This window comes from Magnetospira thiophila, from assembly GCF_054657015.1.
In genome coordinates, this window is the sequence record NZ_BAAHXF010000001.1 from 773,985 (window position 1) to 791,919 (window position 17,935).

Genomic DNA, 17,935 nt, shown 5'->3' on the forward strand with positions numbered 1-17,935 from the left:
ATGACCCCTCAGAGTTACAATTTCGCCTACCTGGACGAACAGACCAAGCGCATGATCCGTCGCGCCATCCTCAAGGCGGTGGCGGTGCCCGGCTATCAGGTCCCCTTCGCCAGCCGGGAAATGCCTATGCCCTACGGCTGGGGCACCGGCGGTATTCAGGTCACGGCGGCGGTGATCGGCCCCGACGATGTGCTCAAGGTCATCGACCAGGGCTCCGACGACACCACCAACGCCGTCAGCATCCGCAGTTTCTTCGCCAAGACCGCCGGGGTCAAAACCACCGAGGCGACCGAGGAAGCGACCCTCATCCAGACCCGCCACCGCATCCCGGAAGCGCCGCTGAAGGCGCACCAGATTCTGGTCTATCAGGTGCCGATCCCTGAACCACTGCGCTTCCTCGAACCGCGCGAAACCGAGACCCGCAAGATGCACGCCCTGGAAGAATACGGGTTGATGCATGTGAAGCTCTACGAAGACATCTCCCGCCACGGTGAGATCGCCACCACCTATGCCTATCCGGTACAGGTGGCCGGGCGCTACGTGATGGACCCCTCACCGATCCCCAAGTTCGACAATCCGAAAATGCACCGCATGGCGGCCCTGCAATTGTTCGGTGCCGGGCGGGAAAAGCGCATCTACGCCATTCCGCCCCATACCCCGGTGCATAGCCTGGATTTCGACGATTATCCGTTCGAGATTCAGCAGTGGGACGAACCCTGCGCCCTGTGCGGGGCCACCGACAGCTTCCTCGACGAGGTCATTCTGGACGATCAAGGCGGCCGCATGTTCGTCTGTTCGGACAGCCACTTCTGCCAGACCCGCCGCGATGAGGGGCATCGCGGACACCTGTCCCCGGACACCCTGCATCCCCTGACCGAGGCCGCCCAATGATGACCGATGACCGCCTGCTTGATGTGACCGACCTGACCGTGATGTATGGCGACCGGATTGGCTGCCGGAATATCAGTTTCGATCTGTTTCCCGGCGAGGTGCTGGGCATCGTCGGCGAATCCGGGTCCGGGAAATCGACCCTGATGAACGCCGTGGCCGGGCAAGTACCGCCCCATTCGGGCCGCGTGCTCTATCGCACCCGTCACCACGGCTGCCGCGACCTGTTCACCATGAGCGAGCCGGAGCGACGCTTCCTGATGCGCACCGACTGGGCCTTTGTGCACCAGAATCCGCGCGACGGGCTGCGTATGTCGGTCAGCGCCGGAGGCAACATTGGCGAGCGGTTGATGGGGGTCGGCGGACGTCATTACGGTGAGATCCGCGCCTCGGCCCAAACCTGGCTGGGCCATGTGGAAATCGACGCCGAGCGCATCGACGACCTGCCCACCACCTTTTCCGGCGGCATGCAGCAGCGGTTGCAGATTGCCCGCAATCTGGTCACCGGCCCGCGCTTGATCTTCATGGACGAACCGACCGGCGGGCTCGATGTGTCGGTGCAGGCCCGGCTGCTCGATCTGTTGCGCGGACTGGTCGCCGATCTGGGGCTGTCGGCCATCGTGGTGACCCATGATCTGGCCGTCACCCGACTGCTGTCGCACCGGCTGATGGTGATGCAGAATGGTGAAGTTGTCGAAAGCGGCCTCACCGATCAGGTGCTGGACGACCCGCAGCATCCCTATACCCAGCTTCTCGTTTCCTCTATTTTACAGGTCTAGGAGCCGCCCGATGACGGAGATGTTGCGCGCCGAAAAGGTCGGCAAGGATTTCACCTTGCATGTGCAGGGCGGTCTGGTCATTCCGGTGTTTCGGAATATCGACCTGACCCTGGAGGCCGGGGATTGCGTTGCCCTGACCGGCGCCTCGGGGGCCGGAAAAAGCACCTTCATGCGCATGGTCTATGCCAATTACGTCTGTCAGCGGGGCCATATTCACGTGCGCCATGACGACCAATGGATCGACATGGTCTCGGCCACGCCGCATCAGGTCCTCGACGTGCGGCGGCGGACCATGGGCTATGTCAGCCAGTTCCTGCGCGTCATCCCCCGGGTTTCCACCCTCGACATCGTAGCCGAACCGCTGAAACCCATGGGGGTGCCGGTGGACGAGGCCCGCGACCGGGCGCGGGACATCCTCTCGCGGCTGCATATCCCCGAAACCCTGTGGCAACTCTCGCCGCTGACCTTTTCCGGCGGCGAGCAGCAAAGGGTCAATATCGCGCGCGGCTTCATCGCCCAATATCCGGTGCTGCTGCTCGACGAGCCCACCGCCTCGCTGGACGCCGGAAACCGGGCCACGGTGCTCGACCTGATTGAAGAGGCCAAGGCCCGGGGATCGGCCATCCTCGGCATTTTCCACGACGAGGCGGTTCGCGATGCCATCTGCAACCGCGCGTTCGATATCACCCCTTACCGAGTCTCCCCCGATGCCTGAACAGATTTTCACCAACGCCCGAATGGTTCTCGCCGACCGCGTAATCACGGGCAGTCTGGTCGTCACCAACGGCCTCATCCGCGACATATCCGAGACCCCGTCCCGGCTCCCCGGCGCGCTGGACCTGGAGGGCGACTATTTGATGCCTGGGTTCATCGAACTGCATACGGACAATCTCGAAAAGCACATGACGCCGCGTCCCAAGACCGACTGGCCGACCTTCGCTGCGGTTATCGCCCATGACAGTCAGGTGGCGGTGTCCGGCATCACCACGGTGTTCGATGCCCTGGCGCTGGGCGATGTGAACCAGGGCAGCACCCGCATCCGCAAGCTGGGCGACATGATCAAAGGGATCGGCGACGCCGCCGACGATGGCCTGCTGCGGGCCGAACATTTCCTGCATTTGCGCTGCGAGGTCAGCTATCCTGAACTGCCGGAAGCCCTGGATGGCAATGTCGGGAACCCCCGGGTGCGCATGTTGTCGGTCATGGACCATACCCCGGGCCAGCGGCAGTTTGCCAAGCTGGAGGCCTATTACATCTATTACCAAGGCAAATACGGCATGTCGGATTCTGATATGGAAATCTTCATTGCCGACCGTCGCCGGGATCAGCAAACCTATGGCGAGAGACACCGCCGTCATGTGGTCGCGGCGGCGCGTCAACACGGTCTCGCCCTGGCCAGCCACGACGACGCCACTCCGGACCATGTGGCCGAGGCGGTGGCCGACGGCATGACCGTGGCCGAATTCCCGACCACCGTCGAAGCGGCCCGGGCGGCCCATCAGGCCGGGTTGCATGTGCTGATGGGCGGCCCCAACATCGTGCGCGGCGGCTCCCACTCGGGCAACGTCTCGGCCCGCGATTTGGCCGCAGCGGGCATTCTGGACGTGATTTCCAGCGACTATGTGCCCCATTCCCTGTTACACGGCGCCATGCTGCTGTTCGACGACATGGAAGCGATCACCTTGCCCCAGGCCATCGCCATGATTACCCGCCATCCGGCGGAAAGCGTCGGCTTGACCGATCGCGGCGAAATCGCCATCGGCAAGCGGGCCGATCTGGTGCATGTGCACCACTCTCTCCATCATCCCGTTGTCCGTGCTGCCTGGTCCCAGGGACGGCGGATTGCTTAGGGTGGCCGGGCGTCTGATTTTGGTGGTCGGCCCCAGCGGTGCGGGCAAGGACACGCTTCTTGCCGCCGCCCGTATCCGACTGGCCAACCACCCGGATATGGAATTTCCACGGCGGATCATCACCCGCCCCCAGGATGCCGGAGGGGAAGATCACATCGCCGTTTCGGAGGCCGAATTCCAGCACATGCAGGCGACCGGAGCCTTTTTCCTGGCATGGCATGCCCATGGCCTGTCCTACGGCGTCCCACGCACTGTGGTCGCCAGTCTGGACCGGGGAAAGACGGTGGTGGTCAACGTGTCGCGCGGGGTCATCGACGCCGCCCGGTCTCGGTTTCCCGCGACTCTGGTGGCCCATGTCACCGCCGCGCGGGAGGTGCTGGCCGAACGGCTGCGCGCCCGGGGCCGAGAGACGGAAGCGGACATCGAACGGCGGCTGGATCAGGCCGCCGCCTACCGCCTGGAAGGGTCCCATATCTTCGAGATCGACAATGGCCGCCCGCTGGAACAGAGTCTCGGCGCGTTCCTGGCGCTGCTCACCCCTGGAACGGAAAACGTTTGAGCAATCGAAACCGCGCGCCGTTCCCCGGATCGCCGAACAGGCAGATATCCCGCACCAGATAGGGCGTCCGGGCGAAGGTCTGCGTTGCCGCTTCGAGCCGCTCTTGCAGCGGGGCGCGTTGATCCACCGGCAACGGCCCGGTCAGGGTCAGGTGAAAGCGGAATTCTTCCAGCACATAGGGATATCCCCAGCGGCGCAAAAAGGCATCCTGACGCGGGGTCAGTCCGGCCATCCGGCGGCGTTCCAGGGCGGCGGCACTGAGCGGGGCGCGCAACGGGTCCAATTCCTTCACACAGGAAGCGGCGAGCGCGGTCAGGGCCAAGGGCTCCGGGTCGGGCACCAGGGCGATGAAAGACCCGAGGGCGATGATTTTCAATGCCGGGATCTCGAATGGGCCGAGGGTTGCCGCCAATTGTTGGATGGCCGCCTCCAGATCCTCGACCGTCGTCCCGACCTGGAGTACGAACGGCGGCTTGAGGGTGCCGTGAAAACCATAACGGGCCGGGGCCACGGTGATTTTTTGCAGTTCTTCGGTATCCAATCCAGGCAGATCGGGTCGGGCCAAATCCTCACCGCTGGCCGGATCAAAGCCGAGCCAGCTATTCCCGAATCGTCCGAGGGCGCTGTCGGCCTCGGGGGCGAAATAAAGGGCATATCGTATGTAGTCGGTCATCACACAGCCGGGTCATATTTCTCACAGAAGGCTTCCGTCGACAGGGTCCGGAAGTCGTCCATTCTGTCCTTTATTTGCGCGTGTGACCAGTCCCACCAGGCGATGCGCAGCAGGGCCTCTTGAAGGGGCTTCGGAAAGCGTTCCTTTAACGGGGCCGCAGGGACCCCAACCACGATTCCGAAATTGGGCACGTCATGGGTTACCACTGCGCCCGAACCGATCACCGCGCCGGTGCCGATGGTCACGCCGCCCATGACGATGGCCCCATGGCCGATCCAGCAGTCATGACCGATGATCACCGGTGAGGACCGTCGCCAATCGAAGAAGGCAGCATCGTCCTCGCCCAGGTCATAGGCGGCGCTGCGGTACTGGAAATGGTGCAGGCTGGCCCGCGACAGGGGGTGCTGTCCGGGATTGATCCGCACATGGGAGGCGATGTTCACGAACTTGCCGATATGGGCGTAGATGATATCGCTGTCGTTGACCACGTAGGAATAGTCGTCCATCGCCGTTTCGGCGATTTGGGTCCGCGCCCCGACCTCGGTCCAGGCCCCCAGACGGCAATCGCGGACCGACGCGCTGGGGTCGATGGTCGGCTCAATGCTCAACTGTTTCATCGGCGTCAGGTCACCATTTTGCGCAGCCGCTGGGACAGCAGGTCGAGCAGACTGACCGAGATGATGATGAGGATCATCACCGCCGCCGTTTCAGCATAGTAGAAACCCCGGATATATTCCCACAACAGCATGCCGATACCACCGGCCCCGACGATCCCCAGCACCGTGGCCGAGCGGACATTGGATTCGAAGCGATAGAGGGAATAGGAAATCCACAACGGCATGACTTGCGGGATGACCCCGAAGATCACCTCGTGCAGGGCATTGGCTCCGGTGGCGCGAATGCCCTCGACCGGGCGCGGGTCGATGGATTCCACGGCTTCGGAAAACAGCTTGGCCAGAATGCCCGTGGTATGGACCCACAGGGCCAGCACCCCGGCGAACGGCCCCAGGCCGACAGCCACCACGAACAGCATGGCGAACACCATTTCATTGATGGCGCGGGCGGCATCCATCAGGCGGCGGGTCGGCTGGCTGACCCACCAGGGCACGATATTGTCGGACGACAGGATCCCGAAGGGAATGGAACAGATGATAGCCAGCACCGTGCCCCAGATGGCGATCTGAATGGTGATCCAGATTTCCCGGACATACATTTTCCATTCAGTGAAATCGGGCGGAAAGAACCCGCCGGCGAAGGTGGCCATGTTGGCCGCGTCGTTGACCAGGGCCATGGGACGCATGTCCGCGCCCTCCCAGGACAGACTCAACAGGGCGAGCAGGGTGGCCCAACCGAGAAGGTTGATCAGCGAGCGTTTCAGGTCGCGTGGCGGAACCTGTTCGTGGAACGTCTCTTGGGATGCGGCGCTGCTCATGGGCTGGAGTCCTTGCATCAAGCAACGAGGCACCGGAAGGAATCCGATGCCTCGCTTCTTGTCGGGTTGGTTATTGATGGGCGACCAGGATATCCAGGTCGGCCAATTGCTTGTCGATGGCCGAGATCTTTTCTTTCTTCTCAGCCTCGGAGGCGCCTTCACTGCCTTCGATCTTCAGCTTGTCCTTGAACAGGGCGAGCTGACGGATCGGATAGAGCTGGGTGTTGTTGCTCTCCATGAAGAAGCCCTGACCGTCGCTGATGTGGGCCAGAACCTGCTTGGCGCGTTCGGTGTCGCCGAGGCGGCCGTAGCCGAGGAAGAAGGCCTTGATCTTGGACTTCAGTTCCTTGGACATGTCCTTGCGATAGACCATCGGGTCGGACGGGATCAGCGGCGAGGTCCAGATGACCTTGATCTTGGCGGCGGCGTCCGGGGCCTTGATCTGGGAACGGCCGATCTGCTCGGAATTGTTGGCCGCGGCATCCACCTGCATGTTGGCGGTGGCCATCAGGTTGGTTTCGTGGTTGGCGTTACGCACGGTCTTGAAGCATTTCTTGGGGTCGATGCCGTTCTTGGCGAACACGTAGTAGGACGGCACCAGGAACCCGGAAGTGGAGTTCGGATCGCCGATCCCGAAGTTCAGGGACTTGTCGCACTTGAACAGGTCCTTGAGTTCGTTGATGTCCTTGTTGGCCACGTTGGTGATGATGTGGGAATAATAGCCCTGCGTGCCATCGGCCTTGGAGGTCTGCACGAAGACTTCGCCCCCGGCGCGGTCAACCGCTTCCATGCCCGACTTGTTGCCGAACCAGGCCACATGCACCTTGCCGAAGCGCATGCCTTCGATGATGCCCGCGTAATCCGGCGCGAAGAAGGGATTGACCTTCATGCCCAGGGCTTTTTCCATGTCTTCCATCAACGGAATCCACTGTTCCTTCAGATTGACGGTGGACTCGGTGGAGATGATGCCGAAATTGATTTCTTTGGGGTCACCATCCAGCGGCTTGTAATCAGCCAGGGCGGCCGTGGTGGCCAGGGCGGTTGCCGCGACGAGGGCAGCCGAAAACATTTTGCGAACCATGTCTTTGTTCTCCGTGTGAGGTTTTCTCGATAGGAACGGGGTAAAATTGCGGGCCGATGTTTGCTTATCCGGCCCCGAAAGCCAGGGCGGTTTCCCCCTCGAACGCGCCCGGGTGACCCGGCTTCGACTTGGCCGAAGTCAGCTTGCGAACCTTCTTTTTCGACCCGGTCAGGGCCGCGCCGTCGGACCCGTAGAGTTCCTGGAGGAACTCCGGCGTCAGCATCTCGCTTGGTCCGTCGAAGATAATTTCCCCGTCACGCATGGCGATGGTGCGGGGGCAGTATTTGATGGCGTAGTCCACCTGATGCAGGGAGACCAGGACGGTCACGCCGTCGTCCTGATTGACCCGGGCCAAGTTGTTCATGACCTTGCGCGACGACGCCGGGTCCAACGAGGCAATGGGCTCATCGGCCAGAATCAGCCGTGCCCCCTGCACGATGGTGCGCGCGATGGCGGCCCGCTGCTGCTGACCGCCCGAAAGGTTGGAGGCCCGCTGCGTCGCATGATCGGCGATGCCGACCCGCGCCAGGGCGGCCATGGCGGCCTGACGTTCGGCCTGGGTGAAAATGCCGAACCAGGTGCGCCAGACCGGCGCCCGGCCGAGCACTCCCATCAGCACATTGGTCAGCACGGACAACCGTCCGACCAGATTGAACTGCTGAAACACCACGCCGATTTCGCTGCGATGCTTGCGCACGCCGCGGGAAATCCGGCCATTGTCCTGCACCGGGCAGCAAAAAACCTCGATCATTCCGGAATCTCGGTCGCCCGGCACCAGCCCGGCAATGTGCCGGATCAGTGTCGATTTGCCGGAACCGGATGCCCCGATCAGGGCCACCATCTCACCCTTGTCCAGGGTCAGGCTGACATTCTTTAATGCCTTTTTTTGCTTCCCGAACGTCTTGTGCAGATTGCGAACTGTGACCGCGACCAAAGCAGGCTCCTTCCTTGAGCAACGCAGGACTTGTGCATTGTCTAGAAGGAAAAGCTGTCAGGAAGATGTGAGATAAATGACGGTTTTCTGAAGGTTCGGGGAAAACATGGACCTTTGCCGGGAGTCGTCCATAACCTGGACGACGCCACGACGGCAGGCGGTCACCGTTTGATCGCCCGGTGGCTGGCGAGGATTCCGCCCGGTGCCCTTTGCGAGGTCACCTCAGAAAAGCCGACCCCCTTGAGCAACTGGGTCAGTTCCGCTTCGGAATAGAACATTTCGATGGCGCGCACGAAATAGTCCCGGCAACTCCAGGCGGCCGACCCGCTGCGGAAAGCCAGCGCGGTGCCCGACAGGCAGGCCTTCAGATAGGCTCCATACAGCTTGGCCACCACGGGATTTTCCGGGCGCAGCATGTCGCTGTGATAGAACGACCCGCCAGGACGCAGGACGCGGCGGATCTCCGAGGCCAGTTCAATCATCTTGAGATGTCGAGAGGCGAATTGCAGGGTAATCACGTCGAAGCTGTTATCGGCAAACGGCAGTTCATGCACATCGCCGATATGGGACTCGATCTCGAATCCCCTGGCCCGCGCCCGCTGCTGTCCCACGCTCTGCATCTCGGCGCTGCGATCCATGGCGCTGACCCGCAGGTCGGGCTGGCGCTTCAACAGGGCGATCCCGACCCCGTTGGTTCCGGCGCAAACATCAAGAACCTGATGGCCCGGTTGAACCTCAATCCATTTGATGAAGGTTTTGCGCCAGCGGCTGCACATGCCGAAACTGGCGAAATCGCTGGCCACGTCATAGTAGGGGGCGACGTCGGCGAAGACGTCTTGCAGGGTGTCCTGCCAAATGGGTGAAAAGGCGTCACTCCGGGCCTGTTCCCGTTGTTGAAAATCGAGATTGGGTTCGCGGTCGTGAGCATAGTTCATCTAACTTCCCCCGTAAGCGCATGATGACTGGTTAATTTCGAAATTTTCCAGTTGATACTTGTTTTAACTGAGACGGCCATGTCCCACCAGCGAAAACGATCCGATCCGGATGCCGCGCTTTCCCCGACGCCTGACGCGGCTCATCCCTTTCCTTGGACCAGGGGGGCGACACTGCCCAGCGGCTTGCCGTGCTTGACCCGCGCCTCGCGGCGAAACACCAGATTGGCCCCGAGAAAGAAGGCCGCCCGATGCAGGTTCTTCAGGTTGGTGCGGCGGTCCCAGAATCGACGGTTGATGGAGCTCAAACTGTTGAACTGGGTTCTGGCCCAGTGGCATCCCTCGGTCAACTGGTCGGCGGTCATGCCGCGCGGCTCGAACGCCGCGTCGCCGTAGCGGAAATTCGGGTCGAGCCACCATTTGTCGTGCAGCAGCCGTTTTTCGTCGCGGAGACGGTCATAGAGTTGGGTGCCCGGTGTCGGCATCAGGGCAGCGAAACTGCCGAGGAAAAACCGGTTGCGGATGGCGAATTCAACCGTTTCCTCGAAGCTGTCGGGGGTGTCGGCGTCGTAGCCGAAGACGAACGATCCATAGATCATCACCCCGGCGTCTTGCAGGATTCGAATGGAGGTCTCGTAGTCCTGCCGCTTCAGCCCCCAACCCTTTTTCATCTGTTTCAGGTTGATCGGATTGAGCGACTCGAAACCGACCAGCGCCCCGTTGCAGCCGCTTTTCTCCAACAGGCGAACCAGTTCGGGGTCCTGGGCGATGTCGATGGAAATCTGGCACGACCAGGTGACCTTGAGCGGCACCAGGGCGTTGAGCAGCTCCTTGGCCTTGTCGCGATCAACGAAGATATTGTCATCGACGAAAAAAACGTGCCGGTGTTTGAGCGCCTCGATTTCGGCGACCACCTCGCGGACCGGACGCTGACGCAGGCAGGAGCCATAAAAGGCGCGGATGGAGCAGAACTCGCAGGTGAACTTGCAGCCGCGTCCGTACTGGACGACGCTGGCCGGGACGTAGCCCTTGCCCCGATACAGGCTGCGGTCCATCCGGAGACCGGCCAGTTCGCCGACCTCCTTTCTGCGATAGGTGGATTTGAGCGTCCCGGCCCGAAAATCCGCCAGCAGGTCCTCCCAGGCCCCCTCGGCGTCCCCGAGCACCACCGCATCGCAATGCTGCAAGGCTTCCTCGGGCATGAAGGTGGGGTGATGCCCGCCGAAAACCACGGTCGCCCCGAGCGCCCGATACTGGTCGGCAATCTGGTAGGCCCGCCGCGCGGTATGGGTTTCCACCGTGACCGCCAGCAAGGAGACCGACGGATCGAGCGGAATGACCTCCTTGCGCTCGTCCCAGAACACGGTCTCCATATCCTCCGGCGTCCGGGCGGCGAGAATGGAGAAAACCAACGGTTCTATGGCGTCATAGGCGCGGGACTGAAACAGATTGGGCACCACGAAAGCAATCTTCATTTCACCCGCTTTTCTTACCGTGTCGCCGCGGCCCGCCCGGTCGCCCGTGACGTTTCAGGCTGACCTTCCCGGAGGGCTTGGCTCGTTGCGCGCGCATGTTAAGCCGCTTTTGGACCCTGTGGAAGCACCTCTCCCGGAACAACGTCATTGAAAAGGATCGTCCCCCCGACGGCAAAATGAGCGTATAAACGAACTGGCGCTACATTTTCAGCGCGCTTGGCGGTAAAGTTGAATGGGCCGTTGGACAATGAGCTTATGCGGGTCGCGGTCGTATTTTCGATGGGAACAATGGGATGCAGCTTGAAGTCATCACCACTCCGGGCCGTTCGCCGAGTCGGGACACCCCGATCCTGTTGGTCCACGGCCTGTACTCCAGCGCCCGGATCTGGGAGCCCTATTTCCAACCGTTTTTCGCGGAACACGGCTACACCACCCACGCCATGAGCCTGCGCGGACACGGAACCAGCGAAGGCGTGGAGCAGATTCCCTATACCCGGCTGGCCGATTATGTCGCCGACGTGGCCCATGTGGCGGCGGAGATCGACCCCGCCCCGATCCTCATCGGCACCTCCATGGGCGGCATGCTGGTCCAGCACCATTTGCACAATCACAAGGTTCCGGCCGCCGTGCTGCTTGGCTCCGGCCCGCCGCACGGGATGATCCCGAGTCTCATGTCGATGGTGGCGAGCAATCCCTTCCTGGCCACCGAGTTGTCGATGGCGGCCTTTTTCGGCCCCCAGATGATGCAGATCTGCCAACGTGCCCTGTTTCGAACGGACACGCCGAGCGACTACATCCAAAGCCATTTCTTCAAGCCCCGACGCGAGTCCCCCATGGCCATGCTGGATATGCTGGCGTTCGACCTGCCCCCCTCGCGACCGCGCAAGGACGTGCCGGTTCTGGTGCTGGGGGCGGAGAAGGATGCTTTCGTAACCCCACAGGCGGTGCGCGAAACGGCCCGGGCGTTCGAGACCGAAGAGGTGATCTTCCCCGGCATGCCCCACGCCATGATGCTGGACCCGGAGTGGGAAACCGTCGCCCGCCACATCCTGGACTGGCTTGACCGGGTGCTGCCCGCAAAGGCCTGACCGGCCCTCCCGCCCTGTTCCGGAATGTGGATAACTTTCACGCCTGCGACGGGAATTCAATTCCGTCGGTGCGCTTGTAAAATAACATGAATTGGATTATTATTTACTCCTTAAAAAATAGGTGGTTAATCGGCTTGGGAGGTCGGATTGACTACGCCAATTGGGACCCTGCGACTGAACGTGCCCAAACCGGCGCCCTCCTCTGTGGCGCTTGCGATTTTTGACATTCTGATGGCTTTCCCGATGGCTGGGGCCTGCGATCCGAGACCGGCGTGGCGCACCGCTGCGGTCGGGTGCGGCGGAACCCTGGCATGGTTCGACATGGGGGTCATGGTGCATTCCCGCTAATCCGCCGGGTTCTGGTGCCCGACTCTAAGGATCGTGGTTCGATGGAATTGGCTGACTATTCACTCATTGGCAATGCCGCAGCATTCATGGCGGTGCTGGGCGTGCTTCTGGCGAGCGTGCTGGCCTTCGCCAACAAACTGCTCTGGGTTTACGAGGACCCGCGCATTCATGAGGTCGAATCGCTGCTGCCCGCCTCCAATTGCGGGGCCTGTGGACTGGCGGGCTGCCATCCCTTCGCCGAGGCCCTGATCGAGGGCAAGATCACCCCCTCGGCCTGCACGGTATCGTCTCGGGAGGCGACCGAGGAAATCGCCGCTTATCTCGGGGTTGATGCGGGAGAAGCCGAAAAGCGTCTGGCCTATCTGGCCTGCGCCGGGGGCAAGCATGTCGCCCGCCTACGCGCCTACTACGTGGGTATGGGAAGCTGCCGGGCCGCCGCGCAGGTGGCCGGGGGACCGAAGGCCTGCGGATGGGGCTGCCTGGGACTGGGCGACTGCGTCGTGGCCTGCGATTTCGGAGCCATCAGCCTGAACCGCAACGGACTTCCGGGCGTCAAGGCGGACCTGTGCTGCGCCTGCAATGACTGCGTCGAGGTTTGTCCCAAGCACCTGTTTTCCCTGCATCCGGTCAGCCACCGGCTGTGGGTGGCCTGCGCTAACCTGCTGCATGGGGATTCCGCAGAGGCCGACTGCGAAGTGGCCTGCACCGCCTGTGAGCGCTGCGCCAAGGACGCGCCCGAGGGTCTGATCGAAATTCGCAACAATCTGGCGGTGGTCAATTACGCCCTCAACGAACTGGCATCGCCCGACGTCATTGAGCGCTGCCCGACCGGGGCCATTGTCTGGCTGGACCCGAAGTCCGGCGTACGCAAGGGCAAGGCCGCCAAACCCATTTTCCGTACCGAATCCCTCCCCGCCCGGCAAGCCTATCAAACCGTAAGGATGTGACGATGATTTTTATGGGAAAGTCTGACAACCGCCCGAAGTATCCCGGCACCCGCATGGCGTTGGATGGAAATTCGGCTGTCATCATGTGCGAACGGGAGGCCTCCGATGCTGCGGGGGCGTATCCCATCACGCCTTCGACCCAAATGGGAGAATTCTGGGCCGAGGAGACGGCCAAGGGGCATGTCAACATCTCCAACAAATCCCTGGTCTTCATCGAACCGGAATCCGAACATGCCGCCGCCGCGGTGACCGCCGGGATGTCCATGTCCGGCCTGCGGGCCACCAATTTCTCCTCGGCCCAGGGCATCGCGTTCATGCATGAGTCCCTGTATGCTGCGGTGGGCAAGCGTCTGCCCTATGTGCTCAACATCGGCTGCCGCGCCATCACCAAGGCCTCGCTCAACGTGCATTGCGGCCATGACGATTATCACTGCATCGACGACACCGGTTTCTTCCAGGTCTTTGCCTGCGATGCCCAAGGCGCCGCCGACCTCAATTTGATCGGACGCAAGATCGCCGAATTGTCTCTGACTCCGGCGGCGGTGGCACAGGACGGATTCCTGACCACCCACCTGATCGAGCCGGTGATGGTCCCTGAGCGCGAATTGATCGCCGAGTTCCTGGGCCGACCGGACGACATGATCGACTGCCCGACCCCGGCGCAGAAAATGATTTTCGGCGAGCGCCGCCGCCGGGTGCCGGCCATTTGGGATGTGGACAATCCGATGGTCTCGGGTGCCGTGCAGAACCAGGATTCCTTCATGCAGACCGTGGCCGCCCAGAGGCCTTATTTCTTCGATCATATCCGCGACATCGCCGATCAGGTCATGGCCGAATTCGAGGATCTGACCGGTCGCCAGTATCGCCGCATCAGCACCTACCGGATGGACAAGGCGGATTATGTGATTGTCGGCATGGGCTCGATGATCCCGCAGGCCCGGGCCATTGCCGACTACCTTCATGAGACCCGTCATCTGAATGTCGGGGTGCTCGACGTGACCATGTACCGCCCGTTCCCGGGCGACCTGATCAGCCAGACCCTGAAGGGCAAAAAGGGCGTCACGGTTTTGGAACGCACCGATCAGCCGCTGGCCGAAGACCTGCCGCTGATTCGTGAAATCCGTGCCGCGATCCTGAAAAGCGTCGAGAACGGCCGGACCACCTCGGGGGACAAGCCCTACCCGGACTATGCCACCTATGGATCGTTCAAGGACCTGCCGCCGCTCTATTCCGGGGTTTATGGCCTGGGCAGTCGGGATCTGCAACCGGAAGGCCTGATCGCCGCCATCGAGAACATGCTGCCCAACGGGACGGCGCGGAAGCTGTTCTATCTGGGCATTGATTTCGTGCCCGCCGTCGCCACCACGCCGAAACAGGAGATCCACCAACAGAAACTGCGGGACCATTATCCCGATGTGGAACGTCTGGCGTTGCACGGCTCCGAAAACCCGGACCTGCTGCCGAAGGGGGCGATCACCGTCCGCATGCACTCGGTTGGCGGCTGGGGGGCCATCACCACCGGCAAGAACCTGGCCATGACCCTGTTCGAGTTGCTGGGCTATCACATCAAGGCCAATCCGAAATACGGCTCGGAAAAGAAGGGCCAGCCGACCACCTATTACATGTCGGCCGCGCCGGAACCCATTCCGTTGAATTGCGAGTACCATTACGTGGATGTGGTGCTCTCGCCGGACCCCAACGTGTTCAGCCATTCCAATCCGATTTACGGCCTGAAAAAGGACGGCGTGCTGATCATCCAGTCGTCGCTCGATGACCCGGACGCCCTGTGGGACAGTTTCCCCCGCGCCGCGCAAACCTACATGGTCGAGAACAACATTCGGGTGTTCTTTATTGATGGTTTCAAAATCGCCCGGGAGGAGGCCTCGTCGGCGGACTTGCAGTTGCGCATGCAGGGCAACGCCTTCCAGGGGGCGTTTTTCGCCGCCTCGCCGCTGATCGAGCGGGCCGGGCTGAATGAGCAAAAGCTGTTTGCCGCCATTACCGATCAATTGCTCGAAAAATTCGGGGCCAAGGGCCGCCGCATCGTGGAGGACAACATCCGCGTTGTCCGCCGGGGCTTTGACGAAATCAGGGAAATCACCAACAAGCCCATCGGCGACGGTTCACGGGATCTCGGCAAGCAGAAGAACAAGCTGCCGATCATGTTGAAGTCGCTGCCTGAGGCCGGGGGCGGATCATCCGACATCCATCGTTTCTGGGAGCAGATTGGCCATTTCTATGCCACCGGCAAGGGCGACAACGTGCTCGCCGACCCGTTCCAGGCCCTGTCCCTCATTCCGGCCTCGACCGGCGTGTTCCGGGACATGACGCAAATCCGCTTCTCCTATCCCGACTTCCTGGCCGAGAACTGTACCGCCTGTGGCGAGTGCTACACGGTCTGTCCGGATTCGGCCTGCCCAGGTTTGGTCAATTCCGTTCAGGAGATTTTCCATTCCGCCATCCTGATCGCCGAACGCAAGCTGGGGGCGACCGAATACCTGCGCCGCGAAACCCGGGCCTTCGAAAAGGCGCTCCGACCACTGCTCGACGCGGCCGGTGAACAGGCCAACGTGCGGGCGCTCCTGGATCAGGTCATGGATGAGGCTCTCCAGGCCTCGGATCTCGAAGGCGCGGCGCGGAGCAAGCTGGAAGCCGAAGTCACCGCCTTCCGGCAGGCGCTGGGCGATTTCAGGTTCGCCGTCACCAAGCCGTACTGGACCACCAAGGAAAAGAAATCCAAGGGCTCCGGCGGTTTGTTCTCGATCACCGTCAATCCCTATACCTGCAAGGGCTGCATGCTGTGCATCGAGGTTTGCGATGATGGCGCGCTGGTGGAGGTGCCGCAAGACACCCCGGCGATCCAGCGGATGCGCGACGAGTGGGACTTCTGGCTGCAACTGCCGACCACCAGCCCGCAATTCAGCCGCATCGACGATTTGAATGAAAAGGTCGGCGCCTTGCAGACTCTGTTGCTCGACAAGGCCAGTTACAATTCCATGGTCTGCGGCGACGGGGCCTGCCTGGGCTGCGGCGAGAAATCCATCATTCACCTGTTCACCGGGACCGTCACGGCGCTGATGCAGCCGCGCATCCAGAAGCATCTGGAAGAGTTGAGCCAGTTGATCAAGGAGTTGGAAACGCATATCCGGATGACCCTCTCCGAAGGCCTGGACCTCTCCGACGTCGGGGCCATCGCCGGCATCCTGTCGGAGGATGCCGATCGGGACCTGACCCTGGCCGACCTGTCTGGCAAGCTGGACAGCGACCGGGAGGCCACGGTGCTCAACCGGGAGTCCATCCGTGGACTGACCAAGCTGCTGGACACCCTGCGCGATCTGAAGTGGCGCTACGAGTCCGGCCCCACCAACCGGGGTCGTGCCGACCTGGGCTTTGTCAATGCCACCGGCTGCACCTCGGTATGGGGCTCTACCTATCCCTTCAATCCCTATCCGTTCCCCTGGACCAGTCATCTGTTCCAGGACAGCCCGTCCATCGCCATGGGTCTGTTCGAGGGCCACATGGCGAAAATGGCCGAGGGCTTCAAGGCCATCCATCTGGCCAAGCTGGTGCTGAACGGCACCTACAACAAGGCCGAACACGATCCGCAATATGAGCATTTCGGCTGGAAGAACTTTTCCGACGAGGAATGGCTGTTGTGTCCGCCAGTGGTCTCGGTCGGCGGCGACGGGGCGATGTACGACATCGGCTTCCAGAACCTGTCCCGGGCCATGGCCTCGGGCATGCCGATCAAGGTCCTGGTGCTCGACACCCAGGTCTATTCCAACACCGGCGGTCAGGCCTGCACCTCCGGTTTCATCTCGCAGGTCGCCGACATGAGCCCCTATGGCTCGGCCTGGAAGGGCAAGGAGGAACCGCGCAAGGAAATCTCCCTGATCGGTCTGGCCCATCGCAACAGCTACGTGCTGCAAGGCTCCCTGAGCAATGTCACTCATTTGCTGGAAGGCTTCATTGACGGACTGAACTGCCGCAACCCGGCGCTGTTCAATATCTATGCCGTATGCCCGCCGGAACATGGCATCGGCGACGATACGGCGGATAAGCAATCGAAGTTGGCCGTGGAATCCCGCGCCTATCCGCTGCTCAAGTACAATCCCGATGCCGGTGAAACCTTCGCCGAATGTCTGGACCTGGAGGGCAACCCGTCGATAGAGGCCGACTGGCCCGAATACAGCATCAAGTTCGTGCATGAGGACGGCAAGGAAGACAAGCTGATCACCCCGCTGACCTTTGCCGATTTCGCCGCCACCGAGGGGCGCTTCGGCAAGCACTTCACCCAGGCCCCGCCGGAAACATGGAACGACGACATGGTTCCCTTCCATGAGTTCCTGGATCTCGACGACGACGATCGCGAGGGCAAGTACCCCTTCATCTGGGGGGTGAACAAGAAAAACCGGCTGGTGCGAATCCTCTGCTCGCAGGAAATCGTCAGCTCGGCCGAAGAGCGCCGTGGGTTCTGGCACCAACTCAAGGGGATCGCCGGACTGATGGATGCGGTGGACGTGGCCGCAGTGGTTCAGAACACCAAAATGGAAATGGCCCAGAACCTCACCTCGGCGCTGCTCGGTCTTTCGGCAGCGGGAAAAGCCGGGGACTTGCTCGGCGGCCTGGCAAAAAGCAACGGCGGCAGCCCCACGGTGGCGACCGGGCCGGGCAATGGCGGCACCGCCCCGGCGGCGGACTACAATCCGGTCTGGGTGGAGACTCCGGAATGCACCGCCTGCGACGAATGTATTGTCATCGCGCCCGGTGTGTTCCAATACAACGAGGACAAACAGGCCATCGTCACCAATCCGCAAGGCGCCTTGTTCAGGGACATCGTCAAGTCGGCCGAAAAATGCACTGCCGGATGCATTCATCCGGGAACACCCTGGGACATGGGCGAAAAGGATATCGAAAAACTTATGAAACGAGCGGACAAATATCAGTAG

General features: G+C 61.7%; 15 protein-coding genes. 8 read left to right on the forward strand and 7 right to left on the reverse strand.

Annotated elements, in window-relative coordinates; genetic code table 11:
* From ACYQ1P_RS03760 to phnN, 5 genes are read left to right on the forward strand one after another with little or no spacing between them, the layout of a single operon-like run.
* Nucleotides 1-891, forward strand: coding sequence for an alpha-D-ribose 1-methylphosphonate 5-phosphate C-P-lyase PhnJ (locus tag ACYQ1P_RS03760; protein WP_460019034.1), 891 nt, complete (start codon nucleotides 1-3; stop codon nucleotides 889-891).
* Nucleotides 888-1,667 carry a phosphonate C-P lyase system protein PhnK gene (gene phnK, locus ACYQ1P_RS03765; protein ID WP_460019035.1) on the forward strand — a complete coding sequence of 260 codons (780 nt, stop codon included), beginning with the start codon at nucleotides 888-890 and terminating at the stop codon, nucleotides 1,665-1,667. The genes ACYQ1P_RS03760 and phnK overlap by 4 nt, the downstream gene beginning before the upstream one ends.
* Before the next feature lie 10 nt (nucleotides 1,668-1,677).
* Nucleotides 1,678-2,382, forward strand: coding sequence for a phosphonate C-P lyase system protein PhnL (phnL, locus tag ACYQ1P_RS03770; RefSeq protein WP_460019036.1), 705 nt, complete (start codon nucleotides 1,678-1,680; stop codon nucleotides 2,380-2,382).
* Nucleotides 2,375-3,517 carry an alpha-D-ribose 1-methylphosphonate 5-triphosphate diphosphatase gene (locus tag ACYQ1P_RS03775; protein WP_460019037.1) on the forward strand — a complete coding sequence of 381 codons (1,143 nt, stop codon included), beginning with the start codon at nucleotides 2,375-2,377 and terminating at the stop codon, nucleotides 3,515-3,517. Before phnL ends, ACYQ1P_RS03775 begins: the two co-directional genes overlap by 8 nt.
* Nucleotide 3,518: 1 nt before the next feature.
* A complete protein-coding gene (gene phnN / locus ACYQ1P_RS03780; protein ID WP_460019038.1) occupies nucleotides 3,519-4,076 on the forward strand; it encodes a phosphonate metabolism protein/1,5-bisphosphokinase (PRPP-forming) PhnN in 558 nt (185 codons plus the stop codon).
* Here phnN and ACYQ1P_RS03785 read toward each other — a convergent pair.
* The 7 genes from ACYQ1P_RS03785 to ACYQ1P_RS03815 all read right to left on the reverse strand — a co-directional run bounded on the left by ACYQ1P_RS03785 (nucleotide 4,051) and on the right by ACYQ1P_RS03815 (nucleotide 10,603).
* Nucleotides 4,051-4,749 (reverse strand): DUF1045 domain-containing protein, encoded by a 699-nt coding sequence (locus ACYQ1P_RS03785; RefSeq protein WP_460019039.1) that lies wholly within the window; start codon nucleotides 4,747-4,749, stop codon nucleotides 4,051-4,053. The genes phnN and ACYQ1P_RS03785 overlap by 26 nt on opposite strands.
* On the reverse strand, nucleotides 4,749-5,366 hold the full coding sequence (locus ACYQ1P_RS03790) for a DapH/DapD/GlmU-related protein (RefSeq protein WP_460019040.1): 618 nt from the start codon (nucleotides 5,364-5,366) through the stop codon (nucleotides 4,749-4,751). Before ACYQ1P_RS03790 ends, ACYQ1P_RS03785 begins: the two co-directional genes overlap by 1 nt.
* Before the next feature lie 5 nt (nucleotides 5,367-5,371).
* Entirely contained in the window at nucleotides 5,372-6,181 is an 810-nt protein-coding gene (phnE, locus tag ACYQ1P_RS03795) for a phosphonate ABC transporter, permease protein PhnE (protein WP_460019041.1), read from the reverse strand.
* A 70-nt stretch (nucleotides 6,182-6,251) separates the two neighbouring features.
* Nucleotides 6,252-7,262: a phosphonate ABC transporter substrate-binding protein gene (gene phnD / locus ACYQ1P_RS03800; RefSeq protein ID WP_460019042.1), complete on the reverse strand. Its 1,011-nt coding sequence runs from the start codon at nucleotides 7,260-7,262 to the stop codon at nucleotides 6,252-6,254.
* Nucleotides 7,263-7,326: 64 nt separating this feature from the next.
* A complete protein-coding gene (gene phnC / locus ACYQ1P_RS03805) occupies nucleotides 7,327-8,196 on the reverse strand; it encodes a phosphonate ABC transporter ATP-binding protein (RefSeq protein WP_460019043.1) in 870 nt (289 codons plus the stop codon).
* A 161-nt stretch (nucleotides 8,197-8,357) separates the two neighbouring features.
* On the reverse strand, nucleotides 8,358-9,131 hold the full coding sequence (locus ACYQ1P_RS03810; protein WP_460019044.1) for a class I SAM-dependent methyltransferase: 774 nt from the start codon (nucleotides 9,129-9,131) through the stop codon (nucleotides 8,358-8,360).
* Between the two features lie 140 nt (nucleotides 9,132-9,271).
* The gene (locus ACYQ1P_RS03815) at nucleotides 9,272-10,603 is read right to left on the reverse strand and encodes a B12-binding domain-containing radical SAM protein (RefSeq protein WP_460019045.1); all 1,332 of its coding nucleotides are present in this window, start codon (nucleotides 10,601-10,603) and stop codon (nucleotides 9,272-9,274) included.
* Between the two features lie 293 nt (nucleotides 10,604-10,896).
* Here ACYQ1P_RS03815 and ACYQ1P_RS03820 point away from each other — a divergent pair, with 293 nt between their 5' ends.
* The 3 genes from ACYQ1P_RS03820 (at nucleotide 10,897) to ACYQ1P_RS03830 (ending at nucleotide 17,935) form a co-directional block, all read left to right on the forward strand.
* On the forward strand, nucleotides 10,897-11,691 hold the full coding sequence (locus ACYQ1P_RS03820) for an alpha/beta hydrolase (RefSeq protein ID WP_460019046.1): 795 nt from the start codon (nucleotides 10,897-10,899) through the stop codon (nucleotides 11,689-11,691).
* Nucleotides 11,692-12,080: 389 nt separating this feature from the next.
* Nucleotides 12,081-12,986: an RnfABCDGE type electron transport complex subunit B gene (locus ACYQ1P_RS03825; RefSeq protein WP_460019047.1), complete on the forward strand. Its 906-nt coding sequence runs from the start codon at nucleotides 12,081-12,083 to the stop codon at nucleotides 12,984-12,986.
* An 11-nt stretch (nucleotides 12,987-12,997) separates the two neighbouring features.
* The gene (locus ACYQ1P_RS03830) at nucleotides 12,998-17,935 is read left to right on the forward strand and encodes a 2-oxoacid:acceptor oxidoreductase family protein (RefSeq protein WP_460019048.1); all 4,938 of its coding nucleotides are present in this window, start codon (nucleotides 12,998-13,000) and stop codon (nucleotides 17,933-17,935) included.

What these genes read in the sequence shown, in the direction of transcription:
- phnK (WP_460019035.1), top strand. Translation starts at nt 888, where the DNA reads ATGATGACCGATGACCGCCTGCTTGATGTGACCGACCTGACCGTGATG.
- ACYQ1P_RS03810 (WP_460019044.1), bottom strand. Translation starts at nt 9,131, where the DNA reads ATGAACTATGCTCACGACCGCGAACCCAATCTCGATTTTCAACAACGG.
- ACYQ1P_RS03775 (WP_460019037.1), top strand. Translation starts at nt 2,375, where the DNA reads ATGCCTGAACAGATTTTCACCAACGCCCGAATGGTTCTCGCCGACCGC.
- ACYQ1P_RS03790 (WP_460019040.1), bottom strand. Translation starts at nt 5,366, where the DNA reads ATGAAACAGTTGAGCATTGAGCCGACCATCGACCCCAGCGCGTCGGTC.
- phnL (WP_460019036.1), top strand. Translation starts at nt 1,678, where the DNA reads ATGACGGAGATGTTGCGCGCCGAAAAGGTCGGCAAGGATTTCACCTTG.
- ACYQ1P_RS03760 (WP_460019034.1), top strand. Translation starts at nt 1, where the DNA reads ATGACCCCTCAGAGTTACAATTTCGCCTACCTGGACGAACAGACCAAG.
- ACYQ1P_RS03785 (WP_460019039.1), bottom strand. Translation starts at nt 4,749, where the DNA reads ATGACCGACTACATACGATATGCCCTTTATTTCGCCCCCGAGGCCGAC.
- phnD (WP_460019042.1), bottom strand. Translation starts at nt 7,262, where the DNA reads ATGGTTCGCAAAATGTTTTCGGCTGCCCTCGTCGCGGCAACCGCCCTG.
- ACYQ1P_RS03815 (WP_460019045.1), bottom strand. Translation starts at nt 10,603, where the DNA reads ATGAAGATTGCTTTCGTGGTGCCCAATCTGTTTCAGTCCCGCGCCTAT.
- ACYQ1P_RS03820 (WP_460019046.1), top strand. Translation starts at nt 10,897, where the DNA reads ATGCAGCTTGAAGTCATCACCACTCCGGGCCGTTCGCCGAGTCGGGAC.
- phnE (WP_460019041.1), bottom strand. Translation starts at nt 6,181, where the DNA reads ATGAGCAGCGCCGCATCCCAAGAGACGTTCCACGAACAGGTTCCGCCA.
- ACYQ1P_RS03825 (WP_460019047.1), top strand. Translation starts at nt 12,081, where the DNA reads ATGGAATTGGCTGACTATTCACTCATTGGCAATGCCGCAGCATTCATG.
- ACYQ1P_RS03830 (WP_460019048.1), top strand. Translation starts at nt 12,998, where the DNA reads ATGGGAAAGTCTGACAACCGCCCGAAGTATCCCGGCACCCGCATGGCG.